General features: G+C 65.6%; 12 protein-coding genes and 1 pseudogene. 10 read left to right on the top strand and 3 right to left on the bottom strand.

Going from position 1 to position 18891, the window contains the following annotated elements; genetic code table 11:
• Window positions 1-169: 169 nt before the first annotated feature.
• Window positions 170-4534 carry a transporter substrate-binding domain-containing protein gene (locus MNR01_RS10200; RefSeq protein ID WP_241917703.1) on the bottom strand — a complete coding sequence of 1455 codons (4365 nt, stop codon included), beginning with the start codon at window positions 4532-4534 and terminating at the stop codon, window positions 170-172.
• A 149-nt stretch (window positions 4535-4683) separates the two neighbouring features.
• Between MNR01_RS10200 and MNR01_RS10195 the strand changes: the two genes are divergently transcribed.
• From MNR01_RS10195 to MNR01_RS10170, 6 genes are all read left to right on the top strand, one after another.
• A complete protein-coding gene (locus MNR01_RS10195) occupies window positions 4684-5316 on the top strand; it encodes a response regulator transcription factor (RefSeq protein ID WP_241917702.1) in 633 nt (210 codons plus the stop codon).
• 372 nt (window positions 5317-5688) lie between these two features.
• Window positions 5689-6246: a fimbrial protein gene (locus MNR01_RS10190; RefSeq protein WP_241917701.1), complete on the top strand. Its 558-nt coding sequence runs from the start codon at window positions 5689-5691 to the stop codon at window positions 6244-6246.
• Window positions 6247-6362: 116 nt separating this feature from the next.
• Window positions 6363-6914, top strand: a complete 552-nt coding sequence (locus MNR01_RS10185) for a fimbrial protein (protein ID WP_241917700.1) — start codon at window positions 6363-6365, stop codon at window positions 6912-6914.
• Window positions 6915-6976: 62 nt separating this feature from the next.
• A complete protein-coding gene (locus MNR01_RS10180; protein ID WP_241917699.1) occupies window positions 6977-7753 on the top strand; it encodes a fimbrial chaperone in 777 nt (258 codons plus the stop codon).
• 102 nt (window positions 7754-7855) lie between these two features.
• A complete protein-coding gene (locus tag MNR01_RS10175) occupies window positions 7856-10432 on the top strand; it encodes a fimbria/pilus outer membrane usher protein (protein WP_241917698.1) in 2577 nt (858 codons plus the stop codon).
• Entirely contained in the window at window positions 10423-11679 is a 1257-nt protein-coding gene (locus MNR01_RS10170) for a fimbrial protein (protein ID WP_241917697.1), read from the top strand. Before MNR01_RS10175 ends, MNR01_RS10170 begins: the two co-directional genes overlap by 10 nt.
• A 54-nt stretch (window positions 11680-11733) precedes the next feature.
• On the opposite strand, the gene MNR01_RS10165 is transcribed toward MNR01_RS10170, so the two are convergent.
• Entirely contained in the window at window positions 11734-12213 is a 480-nt protein-coding gene (locus MNR01_RS10165; protein WP_241917696.1) for a tRNA (cytidine(34)-2'-O)-methyltransferase, read from the bottom strand.
• 43 nt (window positions 12214-12256) lie between these two features.
• A complete protein-coding gene (locus tag MNR01_RS10160) occupies window positions 12257-12967 on the bottom strand; it encodes an SDR family oxidoreductase (RefSeq protein ID WP_241917695.1) in 711 nt (236 codons plus the stop codon).
• Window positions 12968-13176: 209 nt separating this feature from the next.
• On the opposite strand from MNR01_RS10160, the gene MNR01_RS10155 reads away from it, so the two are divergent.
• The 4 genes and pseudogenes from MNR01_RS10155 to MNR01_RS10140 all read left to right on the top strand — a co-directional run bounded on the left by MNR01_RS10155 (window position 13177) and on the right by MNR01_RS10140 (window position 18890).
• Window positions 13177-16044 (top strand): pitrilysin family protein, encoded by a 2868-nt coding sequence (locus MNR01_RS10155; RefSeq protein ID WP_241917694.1) that lies wholly within the window; start codon window positions 13177-13179, stop codon window positions 16042-16044.
• 190 nt (window positions 16045-16234) lie between these two features.
• Window positions 16235-16555: pseudogene (locus MNR01_RS10150) on the top strand (DUF4156 domain-containing protein); the annotation flags it as partial.
• Window positions 16556-16736: 181 nt separating this feature from the next.
• The gene (locus MNR01_RS10145) at window positions 16737-17759 is read left to right on the top strand and encodes a 3-oxoacyl-ACP synthase III (protein WP_200608278.1); all 1023 of its coding nucleotides are present in this window, start codon (window positions 16737-16739) and stop codon (window positions 17757-17759) included.
• A gap of 186 nt (window positions 17760-17945) precedes the next feature.
• A complete protein-coding gene (locus MNR01_RS10140; RefSeq protein ID WP_241917693.1) occupies window positions 17946-18890 on the top strand; it encodes a glycerophosphodiester phosphodiesterase family protein in 945 nt (314 codons plus the stop codon).
• Window position 18891 lies beyond the last annotated feature (1 nt).

Below are 18891 nucleotides of genomic sequence, written 5' to 3'. Positions count from 1 at the left end.
CGGCGCCGCACTCTCGACATCAGAGTCATTCGGGGGAAACGTTTCCGGCACCGGTGGCGACAGTATCCAGACGTAACCGAAATTTAACCTGAATACTAAACTCAGGCGTGCAGGAACTAACCGCGCAAAGCAGCGGTCGCGTGGCATCGACGCGGTCTTCCTGTCGGGTTCAAGCCTGGTGCCGGGCTTCGTTCGCGGCGACCGGAACGACGTCCGGGTCGTGCAACAACCTGTCGAGCCGGTCGAGTCGCAGCAGCAACTCATCGCGCTGACGCACGAGGGGAATGACCATGTCGTGGTCGGTATTTGCAGGAGGCGCATCGCGCAACAGCGCCAACGCGCCCCTCATCCGGTGCAGCAGCTTGTGCTGCGTGCGTGTGTCGCCGGATGCGAGCGCAAGATCGAACGCGCGCATGTCCTCGCGGCAGGTAGAGAGCAGTTCGTGCAGCAGGCGCCGCGCTTCCTCCGCGCTGCCCAGCGAATCGGTCAGGAAGGTCATCGGATCAACGGGCAACGGCTCCGCCATGGCCGGCACGGGTTCCGGATCGGCGGACAGGTGCCGGGCCAGCATCGTTTCGAGCTCCTGCAGCGTCATCGGCTTGGCCAGGAAACCGTCCATGCCGGCGTCGTTGCACCGCTGAACGTCCGCGGGCAGTGCGCTGGCCGACAGAGCGATGATCGGCAGCCGGCGCGCCTGGCCGGCTTCGTCGGCGCGGATCCGCCGGGCCAGCGCGTAGCCATCCATCTTCGGCATGTCGCAGTCGGTGATCAGCAGATCGAAGCCGCCACCGACGAGCGCAGCCAATGCCTGCTCGCCATCGACCGCCACCACGCACTCGAAACCAAGGTGGGCCAACTGCCGCGCGATCACGGCCCGGTTGACCGGATGGTCCTCGGCGACCAGGATGCGCGCGGCCTGCAGCGACAGCCGTGGCGAGCCCAGGGTGGGTTCGTCTGGAGATGCGCGCTCGAACACTGCGCGGCAGGCGTCGCGCAGCGAACGCCAGAGCAGTGGATTGCCGTGCACGATCCTGTCGGCCGCACGACCAGCCACGGCCGGAAGCCGGTTGCTCGCGACTTCTTCCAGCAACAGGCACCGCCCGCGTGGCGGCCGCTGCCCCGATTCCGCCAGACGGCGATCGATCAGGAAAAGTTCGGCGCGATCGCAGTCCAGCGTCGGCAGGTCCGACACCTCGATCTCGACAACGCTGAACCCCATCGATGACAGTGCATTGGACAGTTCCAGCGCGAACATCGGGTCCTGCGCACACAGCACCGCGGGCTTGCCAGCGAACTCCGGCAAGGGCCGCAACTTCGCCACCACCGGCAGTTTCAGCTCGAGGACTGCGCGCGTGCCCACGTCCGGTGTGCTCTTCAGCTGCACCGTCCCGCCCATCAGGTTGGCAAGGCGCTGGCAGATGATCAGGCCAAGGCCGGAGCCGCCAAAGCGGCGGGTCGTGGACGACTCGGCCTGGGTGAATGGCCGGAACAACCGCAGGAACTGTTCGCCGGAAATGCCGATGCCGGTATCGGTGACGGTGACGGAAAGCTTCTGCAGGTTCGCGCCCTCTTCAACACACTCCTCGAGGAGTTCGATGCGCAGCTCGACATGGCCGCGGTGGGTGAACTTGACCGCGTTGCTGAGCAGGTTGGTGATGATCTGGCGCACGCGCACCGCGTCGCCTGCAAACTCCGCCGCGAGTCGCCAGTCGATCATGCAATAAAGACGCAGGCCTTTCTCGTGCGCCTTCGCGGTGAACAGGCCGATCACGCCGTCGCAAAGCGAGCGCAGGTCGAACGGCGCGTTTTCCAGCTCGAGGCGGCCTGAATCGATCCGGGAGAAATCGAGGATGTCGTCGAGCAACTGCAGCAGCGTGCGCGCCGAGTCCTGCGCCATTGCCAGCATCTGGGCCTGCTCGCGATCGGTCCGGGTCTGCGCCAGCAGTTCGACCAGCCCGAGCACGCCCGCCATCGGCGTGCGGATCTCGTGGCTCATCATCGCCAGGAACGCTGCCTTGGCCGCCACCGCAGCCTCGGCTTCGGCATTGGCGCGGGCCAGCGCCTGGGCCTGTTCATGGCTGTCGGTGACATCGATCCAGTAGCCGCTCCAGTCCACCGATCCGTCCGGGCCGTGCCGTGGCGGACCGCCGGCGGTGCGTACCCAGCGCAGGCCCTGCACCGAGTGAAGGCGCACGTCGAACTGCGGCATTGGCTGCATCGCGGCAGCGGCGGCAGCGACGTTGTCGGCCACGAGCTGGCGGTCGTCCACGTAAACGTGCGAGAAGGCCAGTGCCTCATCGGCCATCATCTCGTCGGGAGTGATGCCGATCGTGGAAAGGGTGTCGCCATCGGCATAGGTGAACTCTCGCCTGCCGTCGGGCCACACCCGCAACTCGAACACCGCCGAGGGCAGGGTCCGCGCGATCTGCGCCAGGCGCAGCTCCGACGCCCGTGCCCGCGCCTCGGCAACGCGGATCTCGGTGATGTCCACCGCCGTGCCGAGCAACCCCGCCGGCTCGCCGTTGCCGAGCTCGAACATCTGGACCCACAACAGTTCATGGCGCTCGCTGCCGTCGGGTGCCTCGGTGCGAAGCTCCTTGCTCAACTGCTTGCCGGTCGTGAACACCGACATCTCGAAATCGTGGATCGCCTCGATCTCGATCTGCGGCAGGTGCCGGGTTTCCAGCAGCGTGCGCCCGACAAGGTCGCTCTCCTCGACGCCGTATCGCAACGTATAGGCGAGATTGACCGCCAGGTAACGTCCCTGCGTGTCCTTGACGAATACCGGATAGTGGATGTTGTTGAGCAGCCGTTCCTGGAACTGCAGCTGATCCGCAAGCTTGCGCTCTGCAGCCGTGCGCGCACGCACCTGGCGGCGCATGCTCAGGTGCGCGACCGACATCAGGCCCACGATGATGCAGCCGGCCAGGATGATGCCGAACACCCAACCCCATGGAACGCCGAAGCTGTACTCGTTGCTCAACCAGCGCGTGCGGATTGCCTGCTTCTCCTGGTCACTGATCCCCGCCAGCGCGTTGTTGACCAGTGGCAGCATGTCCGCGTGCGAACGGCGGACACCGAACGACAGTTCGTGATCGAGTCCGGTCGGCCCGACCATCTGCAGGCGCGCCGCGTAACGGTCGCGTATCAGCGCATCGATCGCGGGAAACGTACCCACGAACGCATCGGCCTGGCCGTCAGCGACCATGGCCAGCCCCTCCTCGTTGCTACCCACCGGCACCAGCGTGCTCTGGTCGAGCACGATCTTCAGCCGTGCCATCAGACCTGCTTCGCCACGCGCGGCCACGCGCCGTCCGCGCAGGTCTTCCGGGCCTGCCACGGTGGGCCCGTGCACGCGCGCGACGAGCACTTCCGGGAAGCGCTCGTAGGGCCTGCTGAACACCAGGTCGTCACCGCGGAAGTCGTCGGCCATGGCGGCTGCGACCATGTCGATCTCGCCGGCATGGACCATCCGCTGCAGGTCGGTCCAGTCCTTCGCAGGCACCAGCTCGAGACGAAGTCCAAGCCCTTTCTGCACTGCCTTGACATAGTTGGCCGCCATTCCATCGAACTCGCCATCGACGTTGACGAACGAGTACAGCGGCCGATTGGTCTCGTAGCCAAGCCGCAGAACCGGCAGTCCTTCGAGAACGCGACGCTCGCGACCGGTCAGTACCGCGGCCGGTTCGGTCGTCGAAGGCAGCATGTCCACGCCCCAGCGCGCCTGGAGACTCTTCAGTTCTTCCGGCTTGACCGTGGCCTCGGCCTTGCGCAACAGGCGCAGGAGCATCGTTTCGCGGGTGGGCACGGCAAGGCTGAGCCGCAGTGCCGGCAGGTCCATCGCGCCGAGCAGTACCAGGTCGTCCACCGAGCGCTGGTGCAACAGCGTACGCGTGCGGTACTCGGTGTTGCCGACATAGGCATCGGCCTCACCATCGGCAACCATGCGCAATGCCTCGCGGCCGTCCTGCGCGTAGAGGACGATTGACTGCGGAAAACGCTTCACCACCAGACCGGCCGTCTCGAGATAGCGTCGCTCCACCACGATCCGCGCACGCGCCAGGTCGGCTTCGCCGCGGATGCGGGTGTCGCCGCGACGCGCCACCAGCATGACGTAGCCCTTCAGGTAAGGACGAAGGAACGACAGGTGGCTGCGTCGGGCTGGCGTGTCCGGCTGTGCCAGCAACAGGTCGTAACGAGGTGGCTGTGAAGCGGCCGGCCAGGAGATAGCCTCCCAGTCGGTGAATGGATCGAACGACAGTCGCAGGCCGACCTTGGCCGCAAGCAGCCTGGCGTAATCGGGCCCCAGCCCTTCCGGGTGACCGGCCACCCAGGTTTCGGCAGGCAGGTGGTCACCGGCGAACACTCCCACCCGCACCACCGGGTGTTCCCTGCGCCATTGCGCTTCTTCGGCGTCAAGCGTCGCAACGCCACCTTCCTCCGCGGAGGCGGTGCGTGTCACGATCAACAGCGAGGCGAAGACGGCGAACAACATCGCCGCCAACAGGAGCGGGCGTGCAAGTCGGGTTGGCATGACCGATCGCATTGAATTGAGCCCCTGAAGGAACCACGCTAATAAGCTTGATTCCGTGCCTCCATCAGAATCGTCCTAATTGTGGTTGCGAGTTGCGGATGTGCACCGTGCGAGCGATCATCCCACCCTGAACAGGCCACAACGAAGCCATGACGCTACGCATAATTCTGGCCGACGACCATCCAATAGTCCGCAGCGGCGTTCGCGCCCTGCTGGAGCGCAACAACCTGCACGTTGTTGCCGAGGCCGGCAGTACCGATGAACTTGTCGCGGCGCTGGCAAGCCACGAATGCGACGTGCTGCTAACGGATTTCAGCATGCCCGGCGGCCAGCTCGCCGATGGCCTTGCGATGCTTGAGCACCTTCGCGGCAAGTGGCCGAAGCTGCCGATCATCGTCCTGACGATGATGAACAACCCCGGCGTGCTCAGTTCGATCCTCTCCACCGGCGTGCGCGGCCTGCTCAACAAGTCCGACGCGCTGTCGGAGCTGCCGCTGGCGATCCAGGCCGTATCCCATGGCCGCGACTACGTCAGTGCCAGCGGCGGTCACCAACTGGAGCAGATGGAGGGTCATGATTCCACCAGACTGCCGTTGTCGCCGCGTGAAGCCGAGGTGCTCGGTCTGTTCGTCTCCGGGCTGACGGTGTCGCAGATTGCCGAGCAGCTCGACCGCAGCATCAAGACCGTAAGTCGGCAAAAAATGGACGGCATGTCCAAGCTCGGCCTCAAGAACGATCTCGAGGTCTACGCCTACGCCCGCGAGCACGGCCTGCTCACCTGATCGAACGACGGTGGCGGCGCACTGCGTCGCCGGTGCCGTCACCCGCTAGACGCCTGGCAGGGATCCGCGCCTGACAGTCGCCCGCCGCAACGGCGCAGCCAGGCCAGCACCCCGGCGCAGATCGCGCAAAGCGATCCAATTTGCCGGTTCGGCAAATGCATCTTCGGCATATACACGCCTGTCGCCAACCGCTCCCGCGGCCATCAGCGTCTCGCCGGGAAAACAAGACGATTCTCATACTCCGCGTCCTGTCGCGTGCCTAACCTTGCGCCGTTCTGCAGCAGGCGGGGGTCACTGACATGCCCAAGCCTGTGGTTGCAAACCGCCTGCAGACACCTCGTCAACCCTGACCCCATCCAAATCTGGACCCGTATGAAAAACAAGATTCTAAGCACCTTCGCGCTCTCTGCGATTGCGTTGGCCTCGCAGTCGGCGTTTGCCTCGGACGGCACGATCAACTTCACCGGCTCGATCACCAGCCAGACCTGTTCGATCAACGGCACCGCTGCCGACGGCAACCGAAACATCTCCGTGACCCTGCCGAGAACGCCGCAGTCGAGCCTGGCAGTGCTCAACTCCGTCGCCGGCGAGACCCCGTTCTCCATCGCCCTGACCGGGTGCACCCCGGCGTCGGGAACGGTGGCCACGCGCTTCGAGTCCGGCGCCAATGTCGACGCCACGACCGGCGAACTGCTGACCAGCGGTGTCGGCGGTACCACCAGCCTGCACGTGCAGCTGCTCAACGAGACCCGCGGCATCATCAACATCGGCGCGCCGGACGTATCCCAGAACTCGACGGCAAAGACCATTCCTGCCGGTGGCGCAGTGACCCTGAACTACTTCGCCCGCTACAAGCGCGCGGCCGCCTCGCCGGCCCTCGGCACGGGCGTCATCGCGTCTAGCGTCACCTACTCGCTGGTCTACAACTGACCGATCGCCAGGATGCGAACGTCCCTGCGCTGCCGCAGCCATGCCAACAGGCGGCAACCGGCAACGTCGCGACGAACGCCAACCTGTCAGCACCACTTCTTTGGATCTACTGAGACATGAAAACCACCCTCTTCAAGGCAATGACAGTCGGCGCCATCGCGCTGGCGTCCCAGTCGGCGTTCGCTTCCGACGGCACGATCAACTTCACCGGTGAACTCACCACCCAGACCTGCTCGATCAACGGCACCGCCGCAGACGGCAACCGTAACGTCAGTGTCACGCTGCCTGCCGCTTCGCAGTCGAACCTGAGGACCGTGGGTTCCACGTCCGGCGAAACGGCGTTCCAGATCGCTTTGACGTCCTGCACGCCGACCAGCGGCACGGTTCACACGCGCTTCGAGTCGGGTCCCAACGTGGACGTGGCAAGCGGCGAGCTGCTCACCAGTGGTGCCGGCTCCTCGGCAGGCCTGCGCATCCAGCTGCTCAACCAGGACCGCACTGTGATCGCGGTCGGTGCTGCCGACGTGGCGCAGAACTCCGCACCCGGCACCATCGCCACCGGCGCGGTCACGCTCAACTACATCGCCCGGTACCACAACATCAACTCGACGCCGCTCGCAGTGGGCGCGGTGACGTCCAGTGTCACCTACTCAATGGCCTACAACTGAGTTGTGGCTCGGGCCGACGGAGGAGGGTTCTCCTCCGTCCACTTGCGGATGCGAATGAACCGATGAAGAAGGACTTCAAGGCACTCACGGCAACCTGTCTGCTCGCAGTCGGCGGTATGTGCGCGTCAAATGCGGATGCCTCGGTGGTGATCGCCGGAACGCGCGTCGTGTATCCGGCGCAGGAGCGGGAGGTGACGGTCAAGCTGACCAATGACGGGAAGACGCCGGCCCTGACGCAGATCTGGCTCGACCGCGGTGATCCCGATGCCGCGCCATCGACCATTGATGTTCCTTTCACCGTTACTCCGCCGGTCGCGCGAATCGATCCTGGCAAGGGCCAGGCCGTGCGGATCATCTACACGGGGGAGGCGCTGCCGCAGGACAAGGAGTCGGTCTTCTGGTTCAACCTGCTGGAAGTGCCGCCCAAGCCCGGCGCGGATGCGCTGGAAGCCAATGTGCTGCAGATGGCGTTCCGTACCCGTATCAAGCTCTTCTTCCGACCGTCGTCGCTAAAGGCCGCCGGTGCCGCCGACGCTCCGGCGCAGATTCGCTGGAGTCTGGTCAAGGACGCCGGTCGCGATGCCATCCAGATGCACAACCCGACGCCCTACTTCGTGTCCTTCGCTTCGGTTGATGTGACCGGAGGCGGCCGAACGGCGCGCTTTACCGACGGTGGCATGGTCGCCCCTGGAGAAACCAGGGCATTTGCATTGCAGGGGGAGGTACCAATGGCATCTGCTGCAAAGGTTACCTACCACGCCATCAATGACTACGGTGGACCGATCGATGGCGAAGCCGGACTGATCAGTCAGTCGGCGCCCAAGGGCAATTCGCCCTGAACCATCCGCGGCGGTGCCGACCCGTGGCCCGCACACCAATGAACTGCCCGTCAAAGCCGTGTTCCTCGGCAGGGACGCGGCTTGCCCGGCCGAACCAGAAGCATGCGCAAGCAACATCGCAATCACCAGTATCCACGTCTTCGCCCGATCAGCCTGGCGGTCGCCGCACTGTTGACCAGTGGCGGCGCCGGCGCGTGGACGGGTGGTCCGAACGCGGATGATTCGGGCACGCTGGTCGAGTTCAATGAAGCTTTCCTGCACGCATTCGAAGGAAGCGGCGGCAACGTCGACCTGAGTCGGTTCGCCCGGGGCAATGCCGCGCTGCCGGGCACCTACCTGGCAGACCTGCAGGTAAACCAGCAATTGCTGGGCAAGGCCGAGATCACGCTGCGGCCGCTGACGCCAGGTGGTGACAACGTCCAGCCGTGCTTCGACCTGGAACTGATCGGGCGTCTTGGCCTCGACATGACCAAGCTCACGCCGGAGAGCATGGCAAGGCTGGAGGACAGCTCCGGCGACACCTGCGTCACCTTGCCAAGCCTGATCGAAGGCGCGTCCGCCGTGTTCGACAACGGCGAGCAGCGCCTGGACATCAGCGTTCCGCAAGCAGCGCTCGACCGGCACGCACGTGGCTACGTCGATCCCCGGTTCTGGGACGAAGGCATCAACGCGTTCCGCCTCCAGTACAACGCCAACGCCTACCGCGCCGAATCGCAGGGCAATGCGATCACGCAGGGCTACGTCGGCATCAATGCCGGCGCCAACATAGGGCCGTGGCGCCTGCGGCACATCGGCAACTTCAGCTACGACGAAAACAATGGCGGCAAGTACGACGGTGTGCAGACCTACGCACAACGATCGCTCATTCCGATCAAGAGCCAGCTGACCATTGGTGACGCCTACACCGATGGCACCATCTTCGACAGCTTCGGCTTTCGCGGTGTGCAGCTGGCCAGCGATGACCGGATGTACCCGGAGTCGCAGCGCGGCTACGCGCCGACGATCCACGGCATCGCCAACAGCAACGCGCGCGTGCAGGTCCGCCAGGGCGGCAGCATCCTGTACGAAACCAACGTCGCTCCCGGCGCGTTCGAGATCGATGACCTGTACCCCAGCGGATACGGTGGCGACCTCGAAGTGGTGGTCACCGAAGCCGATGGCAGCGTCAATGTCTCCAAGGTGCCGTACTCCGCCGCGGTGAACGCGCTGCGACCGGGTATTGGCCGCTATAGCCTCACGGCGGGCCTGTACCGCCATCCCACTGTCGACAGTGAGCCGGAGCTGCTACAGGGCACGTACCAGCGCGGCCTCAGCAACGGCATCACCGCCTACGGCGGTGCGACGGTGACCAAGGACTACCAGGCTGTTGCCGTCGGCTCCGCGCTCAACACACGTTTCGGTGCGATCGGCCTGGACATCACCCGGTCCAACGCCAAGCTCGACCACGAGCCGGACCGGAGCGGGCAAAGCGTCAGACTGAGCTACAGCAAGCTGGTCGCGCCGACCAATACCAATCTGACGCTTGCGGCATACCGATACTCCAGCGAGGGGTTCCTCGACCTGGAAGACGCAGTGGCGCTCAACGCCCGCGCCCCGGACGATCTGCTGCCAGCACCAGACCGAGAGCGTGGCCGCCTGCAGCTGACGGTCAACCAGACATTGCCGGCCGGCTGGGGCTCGTTTTACCTCACCGGCTCGCGCCAGGACTACTGGAACCGCCGGGAAACCGACACCCAGTACCAGTTGGGCTACAACAACACCTACAAGCGCATCAACTTCGGGTTCTCCGCATCGCGCCAGTTCGACCTGAGCCGTGGCGACTGGGATAACCGGGTGATGTTCACCGTGGGCATCCCGCTGGGTTCGGGCCCACGCGCGCCGTACTCGCAGACCAGCTTGCAGCGCGATTCATCGGGCGCGGCGACCTTCCAGGAGTCGGTGACCGGCACGTTGGGGCGCGACAGCGCTTTCAGCTACGGCCTTAACGCCAGCCACAACCGTGGCGTTGGCGTAGAAAGTTCGAGCACCTATGGCGCGAACGCATCCTACGCGCTGCCAAGCGCGACGATCACCGGCAGCGCCAGCAAGTCCAACAACTACAGCCAGGTCAGTGCCGGCGTTTCCGGCGGCATCGTTGCCTACGCAGGTGGCGTTACGTTCACGCCAACGCTCGGCGACACGGTGGCGATCGTGGAAGCGAAGGGCGCCAAGGGCGCGATCGTCTCCAACGGCAGCGGACTGCGGGTCGACCGCTGGGGCCACGCCGTCGTATCGAACCTGTCGCCCTTCACGCGCAGCTCAATCGACATCGATCCCAACGGCCTGCCGTTGAACGTCCAGCTCGACTCGACCCAGGAGCAGACGGTACCCACGTCGGGCGCGATCACACTGGTCCGGTTCGAGACGAGCACCGGAGGACGCGCAGCCATCCTCCGCACTCGGCTTGCGAATGGCGAGCCACTGCCGTTTGGTGCCGACGTGCTGGATGCCCAGGGCCTCAGCATCGGCACTGTCGCGCAGGGCGGCAAGGTGATTGCGCGCAGCCTGGGTTCCGACAGTGGTGAGCTGACGGCGCGCTGGGGCACTGCCGCCGATGAAACCTGCAAGCTGCGCTACTCGCTCCCCAAGGTCACCAACATCAAGATGGGATACACGACGGCGGACGCAACATGCAACTGATCGAGGACGCTCGCGCAACAGCACCTGCCGGCGCGGACCGCATGCATCTTCCGCAGGTCGCCAAGCGAGTCCGCCCGGACGACGCCCGCGGCAAATCCGAAGAGGTTCCAATGGACATCGCGAAGAACTGCATATCCGAGAGCGTCCCGTCACTGCCTGCGTTCCGGGCCAGAAGATCTCCAGACGGAAGACGGGGTCGTCGTCACTCGATGTACGCGTTCTGCCTGCTGCTACTTGTGACGATGTTCGCTTGCGTCGATGCATCGGCACAGACTTGTCCCGCCGGTAGAACCTGCTTGACCGGGACGGGGCCCGAAATCGCGGTGGCCGTGTCGGGTAGGATCAACGTGGCACCGGATACGCCGGTCGGGGCCCCTGTCTCGAGCGAGATCCCGCTGGCGCCCTATACGATCAGCGTGGTTCAGTCAGGGGCGCCAAGCGCATATGCATGGTTCAACTTCTTCGTTGAAGCGGGGAAGCTAGCCCCAGGTTTCAGTGATGTCTACACCACGAACCTTCCAGGAATAGGGGTTCGCTACTTCTTCGACTTTCCGGCAGCGGGCCCGTCTCTGGCTGCGACAACGGCCGGACGGCGAACCACCCAGAACGGCTACCTCTTCTGGGAAACGCATCCGCCGAGCAACGGCGGACCTTGGTCGGTCAACCTAGGCAGATCGGCGCAGTTCATCAATCTGACCAGCGGCTCCAAAAGCGGAGCGGTGACTACCATTCCTTACATAAGGACCGATTCGCGAACCTCGGACACGGGTGGCAATACCTCCTTTACGCAAGTAGGCGCGTACAACGGCATGGTGACAGGGGGCACGATCAGTGCCAGGACCTGCGCACTGCAGCCGCTTGCGACGATTGCCTTTCCGGAGGTGCCGGCGCGGGAACTGCCCAGCGTCGGAAGCACTGCTGCGCCGCGCAACTTCACGATCGCTGCAAACTGCAGCGAAGGACTGGTGTTCTCATTACGCTTCAGTGCTGCCACCAGCTTCGAGAACGCTTCCATCTCGCTCCTGAAAAACACGCTCATGGACGCCACGGCAGCAGTGGGGTATGGGATCCAGGTCGTGGAGGGAAGTACAGGGGCGGTGATCGACGCGACGACGAAGCGCTACGAGACGACGGTCGACAGCACCAGCTTCCAGCAGGCCTTCACTGCGCACTACTACCGGTTTGGAGCTACCCCTGCTGGCGGGCGCATCCAGTCCACGCTGATATATACGCTCGACTATTACTAGTCTGCGCGTCGACGTCAGTTCCGTGCCTTGCGTGCGTAGCTTCCAGCCTCGCACCTACTGGCCGCCTTCGAATCCCCGCTGCCGCCACGCCTCGAACACCACCACTGCCACCGCATTGGACAGATTGAGGCTGCGGTTGTCCGGGCGCATCGGCAGGCGAAGGCGTTGCGCTGGCGGCACGCGCTCGAGCACATCGGCCGGCAAGCCACGCGTCTCCGGGCCGAACAGGAATGCATCGCCTGCGGCGTAGGCAGGGCCATCGAAGCGGGTCGTGCCGCGCGTGCTCAGGGCGAACAATCGCGGCGGCACTCCACTGGCCTGGGCGATGACCGCCAGCGCCGCATCCAGGTCGTCGTGTACCTGCAGCGTGGCGTACTCGTGGTAGTCCAGGCCGGCGCGCTTGAGCTGGCGGTCCTCCAGGCCGAACCCGAGCGGTCGGATCAAATGCAGCCGCGCGCCGGTGTTGGCGCACAGGCGGATCACGTTGCCGGTGTTGGGAGGGATTTCGGGCTGGTAGAGGATGACGTCGAACATCGCGACAGTGTCTGGATTCTTCCGGTGCGGTCAACCGGCCGGCTTACCAGGGCAGCGAATTGCCCTGCCAGTCAATGAAGCGCCCGCTGTCGTCCGGCCCGACCGAGTCGATCACGCCCAGCAGCCCGCGTGCCGAGTCGGCCGGCGTCACCTGCGCGCCGCTGCCGCCCATGTCGGTCTGCACCCAGCCCGGATGCAGGGCGATCACCGTGATGCCGCGTTCGCGCAGGGCCTGGGCCAGCAGCACCGTCGCCATGTTCTGCGCCGCCTTCGAGATCGCATAGGTTGGCGTGTGGAAGCCGTCGACCGAGGCGATCGAGCCCAGCATCGATGACAGGTTGGCGACCTTGGCGCCTTCGGCCAGGTGCGGCGCCAGCGCCTGGGTCAGCAGGAACGGGCCCGCCGCATTGGTGCGCAGGCTGTCGTCGAGCTGCGCCGCCGCGACGTGACCGAAGCGCTCGCCCGAATGCAGCACGCCGGCGTTGTTGATCAGTAGGTCGATGCCGTCGGTGACCAGCGGGATCTCGCGGGCGAGTTCGGCATGCGTCTTCGGCTCGGCCACGTCCAGCGGCAGCACGTGCAGGCGGCCCGGGTTCTGGCCGGCCAACTGGTTGAGCGCATGCGCGCGCCCCGGATGGCGGCTGGTGGCGACGACGCGATCACCACGGGCGAGCAGCTGGCGAACGAACTCCAGGCCCAGGCCGCGGTTGGCGCCGGTGACCAGACAGCGGCGGGGCAGCGGGGAATCACTCATTGCGGTCATCCCGGGGCGACGAAGGCGCCAGTGTATGGCCCGGGCCGGCTGTGTGCCGCGTTGGCCCAAACGCAGGTCAATGCCTGCCCAATGCAAGCCCAAGGCCGCCCAGTGGGACTTTTGGCCTGTTGCCTGCCTTCGCCGGTGGCCTAGGATGAGGACTTCACCCGGACAAGGGAGTTCGGGCGTCACCCAATCAGGAGTGTTTCATGACCGCTACCTTTCGACCGCGCGCCGCGGTCCTCGCCGTTGCCCTGGCCACGGCCGTCGCCGGCACCGGCTTCGCACCGACCGCCGTGCAGGCTGCGCCCAAGGCGGCCGTGGACATTCCGTTTGAGGAGTTCACGCTGCCCAATGGCCTGCGTGTGGTCGTGCATACCGATCGCAAGGCGCCGATCGTCGCGGTCAACATCTGGTACCACGTCGGCAGCAAGGACGAGCCGGCAGGACGCACCGGCTTCGCCCACCTGTTCGAGCACCTGATGTTCAACGGCTCGGAAAATCATCGCGGCGAATTCTTCGAGCCTTTCGAGCTGGTCGGCGCCACCGACCAGAACGGCACCACCAACTCCGACCGCACCAACTACTTCCAGAACGTGCCCACCACCGCGCTCGACATGGCGCTGTGGATGGAGTCCGACCGCATGGGCCACCTGCTCGGCGCGATCGACCAGGCCACGCTCGACGAGCAGCGCGGCGTCGTCCAGAACGAAAAGCGCCAGGGCGAGAACGAGCCCTACGGCCAGGTCTGGGACGAGCTGGGCAAGGCGATGTATCCGGTGACGCATCCGTACCACCACAGCACCATCGGTTCGATGACCGACCTCAATTCCGCCTCGATCGAGGACGTGAAGGGCTGGTTCCGCACCTGGTACGGCCCGAACAACGCCGTGCTGGTGCTCGCCGGCGACATCGACCTGGCCACCGCGAAGGAAAAGGTCACCGAGTACTTCGGCAACATCCCGGCCACGCCGACCATGACCCAGCCGAAGGTGGACGTCGCGCCGCTGGAGAAGTCCACCCGCGCCACCATGACCGACAAGGTGCCGCAGGCGCGCATCCACCGCGTGTGGAATGTCGCCCAGACCGGCACCACCGACATTGACCAGCTGCAGCTGCTGGCGCAGGTGCTCGGCGGCAGCAAGTCATCGCGCCTGGATCGCCGCCTGCTGCACGGGGACAAGCTGGTCGACAGCGTTTCCGCCTCGGCCTACGGCTCGCAGCTGAGCTCCAGCTTCCTGGTCACCGCCGACGTGAAGCAGGGCGTCGACCCGGCCAGGGTCGAAGCGGTCATCGACGAGGAAATCAAGCGCCTGCTCAAGGATGGCCCGAGCAAGGTCGAGGTCGAGCAGGCGCGCACCGTGTTCAAGGCCGGCTTCGTGCGCGGCATCGAGCGCATCGGCGGCTTCGGCGGCAAGGCCGACGCGCTGGCCGAATGCACGGTCTACACCGGCAACCCGGGCTGCTTCCGCGACAGCCTCAAGGTGATCGAGACCGCGACCCCCAAAGACCTCAAGGCGATCGGCAACAAGTGGCTGACCAAGGGCAGCCACACCCTCCTGGTGGTGCCGGGCGAGCGAACCGTCATTGCCGAAGACCCCTCGGTGACGCCGGCGCCGCTGACGCTGCCGCCGGTGGACCCGAAGTACGCCACCACGCCCAGCACGGTCGACCGCAGCAAGGGCGTGCCGGTGACCAGCCAGTTCCCCGACCTCAAGTTCCCCTCGCTGCAGCGCGCGATGCTCAAGAACGGCACACGCCTGATCCTGGCCGAGCGCCATGACATCCCGGTCGTGCAGATGAGCTACGCCTTCCTCGGCGGTTTCAGCGCCGACCAGGGTCATACGCTCGGCACCTCGAGCTTCGCCATGGGCATGCTCGACGAGGGCGCCGGTAAGCTCGATTCGCTGGCGTTCGGCGACCGCGTCGAATCGCTCGGCGCCAGCATGGGTGCCGGTGCATCGCTCGACGGCGGCACGGTCTACCTGTCGGCGCTGAAGGAAAACCTGGTGCCGTCGATCGACCTGTTCTCGCAGATGCTGCGCGCGCCGCGCTTCGACCAGAAGGAGATCGACCGGATCAAGGCAACCTGGATCGCCGGCATCAAGCAGGAGAAGGCGCGCCCGAACGGCGCCGCGCTGCGCGTGCTGCCGCCGCTGCTGTACGGCGAGGGCCATCCCTACGCGATGCCGTTCAGCGGCAGCGGCACCGAAGAGTCGATCGCCTCGCTGACCCGCAACGACCTGGTCGCATTCCACCAGGCCTGGGTGCGCCCGCAGGACGCAACACTCATCGTCGTCGGCGACACTACGCTCAAGGAGATCGTGCCGCTGCTCGACAAGCACCTGGGCGACTGGAAGGGCACCGGTCAAGCGCCGGCCAAGCCGGTGATTGGCGAGGTGGCCAGGCCCAAGGCGCCGCGCGTGTTCCTCATCGACCAGCCTGGCGCAGTGCAGGCGAATATCTTCGCCGGCGAAGTCGTGCCCTCGACCAAGGACCCCAGCTCGGTCCGCTTCGACATCGCCAATTCCGTGCTGGGCGGTGAGTTCTCCTCGCGGTTGAACATGAACCTGCGCGAGAACAAGCACTGGGCCTATGGCGCCTACAGCTTCTCGGCCAACTCGCTCGGCCAGCGCCCGTGGATGGCCTTTGCCCCGGTGCAGATCGACAAGACCGCCGACTCGCTCAAGGAACTGCAGCGCGAGATCAGCCTGTACTCCACCGGGCAGAAGCCGCCGACCGCGGAAGAGGTGGCGAAGATCCAGGCCACCGAGATCCGCGGCCTGCCGGGTTCATTCGAAACCGGATCGGCGGTGCTCGGTGCGGTCAGCGCGATCGTCCGCTACGACCGGCCGGACGATTACGTGTTCAAGCGCAAGGCGGAGATCGAGGCGCTGACACCGGACCAGGTCAAGGCGGCCGCAGCCACTATCGACCCGGATGCGTTGACCTGGGTGGTCGTGGGCGACCTCAAGCAGATCGAACAGCCGGTGCGCGCTCTGAAGCTGGGGGACGTGCAGATCCTCGATGCCGATGGCAAGACGTCGCCGGACAAGACGTCGCCGGACAAGAAGTAAGCGCTGGACGTTGCCTTCTCCCCTCGCGGGAGAAGGCTGCATTTTCCCGAACCGCGACGATCGCCTCAGTTGCTGTTCACTTCCTCTCATTCACAACGTCAGCCAACAGGGCGACAATCGCGCCGGTTCGAGAGGCCGGCGCGATGTGCGCCGCGCCGCATTCGGTCAAACAGGTTTTCGGAGCAGGCAAATGCGTCAGTCGATGTTGGCAATGGTCCTGGCAGTGGGTTCGACGTTCGCCGTCGGCGCATGCACCTGGGTGAAGATGGCGCCGGGCGCGTCGTCGGTTCGCGTCATCGACGGCAGCGGCCTGCCGGCCGGTTGCGTCAAGAAGGGCGAGGTCGAAGTGACCGTCAGGAAGAGCGTCGCCTTCTACGAGCGCAATCCGCTGCGCGTTCGCGAGGAGCTGGAGACCTCGGCGCGCAACGAAGCGCCGGCCCTGAAGGCCGATACCGTTCAGCCGATGGGCGAGCCGCTGAACGGGGCCCAGCGCTATGCCGCCTGGAGCTGTGGCGCCGGGGGCGCCGCCTCGAAGGCTCCGGCCGCCACCGGCAGCGCGCAGACCTACCCGATCGGGCGCTGATCCGCCCCGGACCGTCCGTCGCCGGGGGCGTGAACCACACGCCCCCGAATGGTGGGGTCTTCAATAAAGCGTTAAGATGGTGTGTTCATCCGTCTCCGGTCAGACCACCATGTTGTTCCAGCACGTCGCAATCGCCGGCCTCGCACATATCGATGCCCCCCGCCGGCTGACCTCGGACGAGATCAATACGCGCCTCAAGCCAACGCTCGATCGGCTGGGCATCAATTACAACGTGCTCGAAGAAGTGGCGGGTGTTCGCGAACGCCGTCTGTGGGACGGTGAAGTGCGTGCCTCCGATGCCGCCACGCTTGCAGGCGTGAAGGCGTTGGCCGATGCGGGCATCGATGCCGATCGCGTCGGCCTGCTCGTCAGCACGTCGGTCAGCCGCGACTACCTGGAGCCGTCCACGGCCTCCATCGTCTCGGGCAACCTGCGCCTGCCCAACACCTGCCAGAACTTCGACGTCGCCAATGCCTGCCTGGCATTCCTCAACGGCATGGACATCGCCAGCCGCATGATCGAGCGCGGCGAGATCGACTACGCCCTGGTTGTCAACGGCGAAACCGCCGACCTGGCCTACGAGAAGACCCTCGAGCGCCTGAGCCGGGACGACGTCACCCAGGAACAGTTCCGCGACGAGATGGCCACGCTCACGCTCGGCAGCGGCGCCGCCGCGATGGTGCTGGCGCGTACGGAGCTGGCCCCGGGCGCACCGCGTTACCGTGGCAGCGTCACCCGTTCGGCCACCGAGTGGAACCAGCTGTGCCGCGGTGACCTGCACCACGACCGCATGGTGGCCGATGGCCGCATGCTGATGATCGAGGGCCTCAAGCTCGCCAAGACGACCTTTGTCGCCGCGCGCGCCGCGATGGGCTGGGTGGTCGAGGAGCTCGATGAGTTCGTCATCCACCAGGTCAGCAAGGCCCACACCCAGGCCTTCCTCAAGGCCTTCGGCATCGACCCGAAGAAGGTCATGACCATCTTCGGCGAGCACGGCAACATCGGTCCGGCCTCGGTGCCGATCGTGCTGAGCAAGCTGCGCGAAGGCGGCCGTCTGAAGAAGGGCACGCGCGTGGCGCTGCTCGGCATCGGCTCTGGCCTGAACTGCTCGATGGCGGAAGTGGTCTGGTAAGACGCTCCGCAACCGTGTGACGCAATGCAAAGCACCCGGCCCAGGCCGGGTTTTTTTCTTTGCGCGGTCGAGCCTTGTGCGTGCAAACCCGGCCGATTGCGTTCAACGATCGACTCCAATTGGTCATGACCCGAAGCAGCGGCTGCGGATAGGTTGGTTGCATGCATTTGCCAGGGAGGCAATTTCATGCGTACCGCATTGCGCCTGTGCGCGCTGATCGGATCGATGCACTGTGTTGCGGCCTTCGCTCAGCCGCCAGTAGAGGACCCTTCCGCGCGGTTCGCATCGCCGTTGATCGTGGCCCATCGCGGCGGGGCCGCCGACTTCCCGGAGAACACGCTGGTTGCAGTCAGGGGATCGCTCGCAAACGGCGCCGATGCGATCTGGCTCAGCGTCCAGTTGAGCGGTGACGGGGTCCCGGTGCTCTACCGGCCGCAGGACCTGTCGGCGCTTACCAATTCCCGGGGTCCGGTCAGCGCCTGGACGTGGCGGGAGCTGAAGCGGGTCAATGCGGGTTGGAACTTCCGCGTCGAGGGCGCCCATGGAGCGATCCGGTATCCGTACCGTGCCAGGCAGGTCCCGGTGCCGACCCTGGAGAGCGTTCTGGCGCGGATTCCGCGTTCCGTGCCGGTCGTGCTCGACATGAAATCGCTGCCGGCCGAGCCGCTGGTTGCCGCCGTCGCCAACGTGCTGCAGCGACGGAACGAATGGTCACGCGTGCTGCTCTATTCGACCGACGCGTCGTTCGATCCGCTGTGGGCACGCTACCCTCGCGCGCAGCGTTTCGAGACGCGCGACGATACCCGCGGCCGCCTGGTGACACAGTTGCTGTCAGGGCGCTGCGAACCGCCGAAGGTCGCGCGCTGGTCGGCGTTCGAACTGCGCCGTCGCTTTGAGGTCACCGAGACTTTCACGCTGGGCGAGGGCCATTCGCAGGTCGATGCTGAGCTTTGGACCGATGCCACAATGGCGTGCTTCCGCCAGGGCCACGGCAGCGCGCGATTGCTGTGGATCGGAATCAACACGCGATCGGACTACCGGCACGCGCAGGCGCTGGGAGCCGATGCGGTGCTGGTGGACTCGCCAGCGCAGGCGCGCGACTGGATTGCCCAGGGCGTGCCTGGTAGATGAC

The sequence above is a fragment of the Lysobacter sp. S4-A87 genome, from assembly GCF_022637455.1.
Classification (GTDB): domain Bacteria; phylum Pseudomonadota; class Gammaproteobacteria; order Xanthomonadales; family Xanthomonadaceae; genus Lysobacter_J.
Note: the sequence above shows the minus strand (reverse complement) of the source record. Positions and strands in the feature narration are given on the sequence as shown.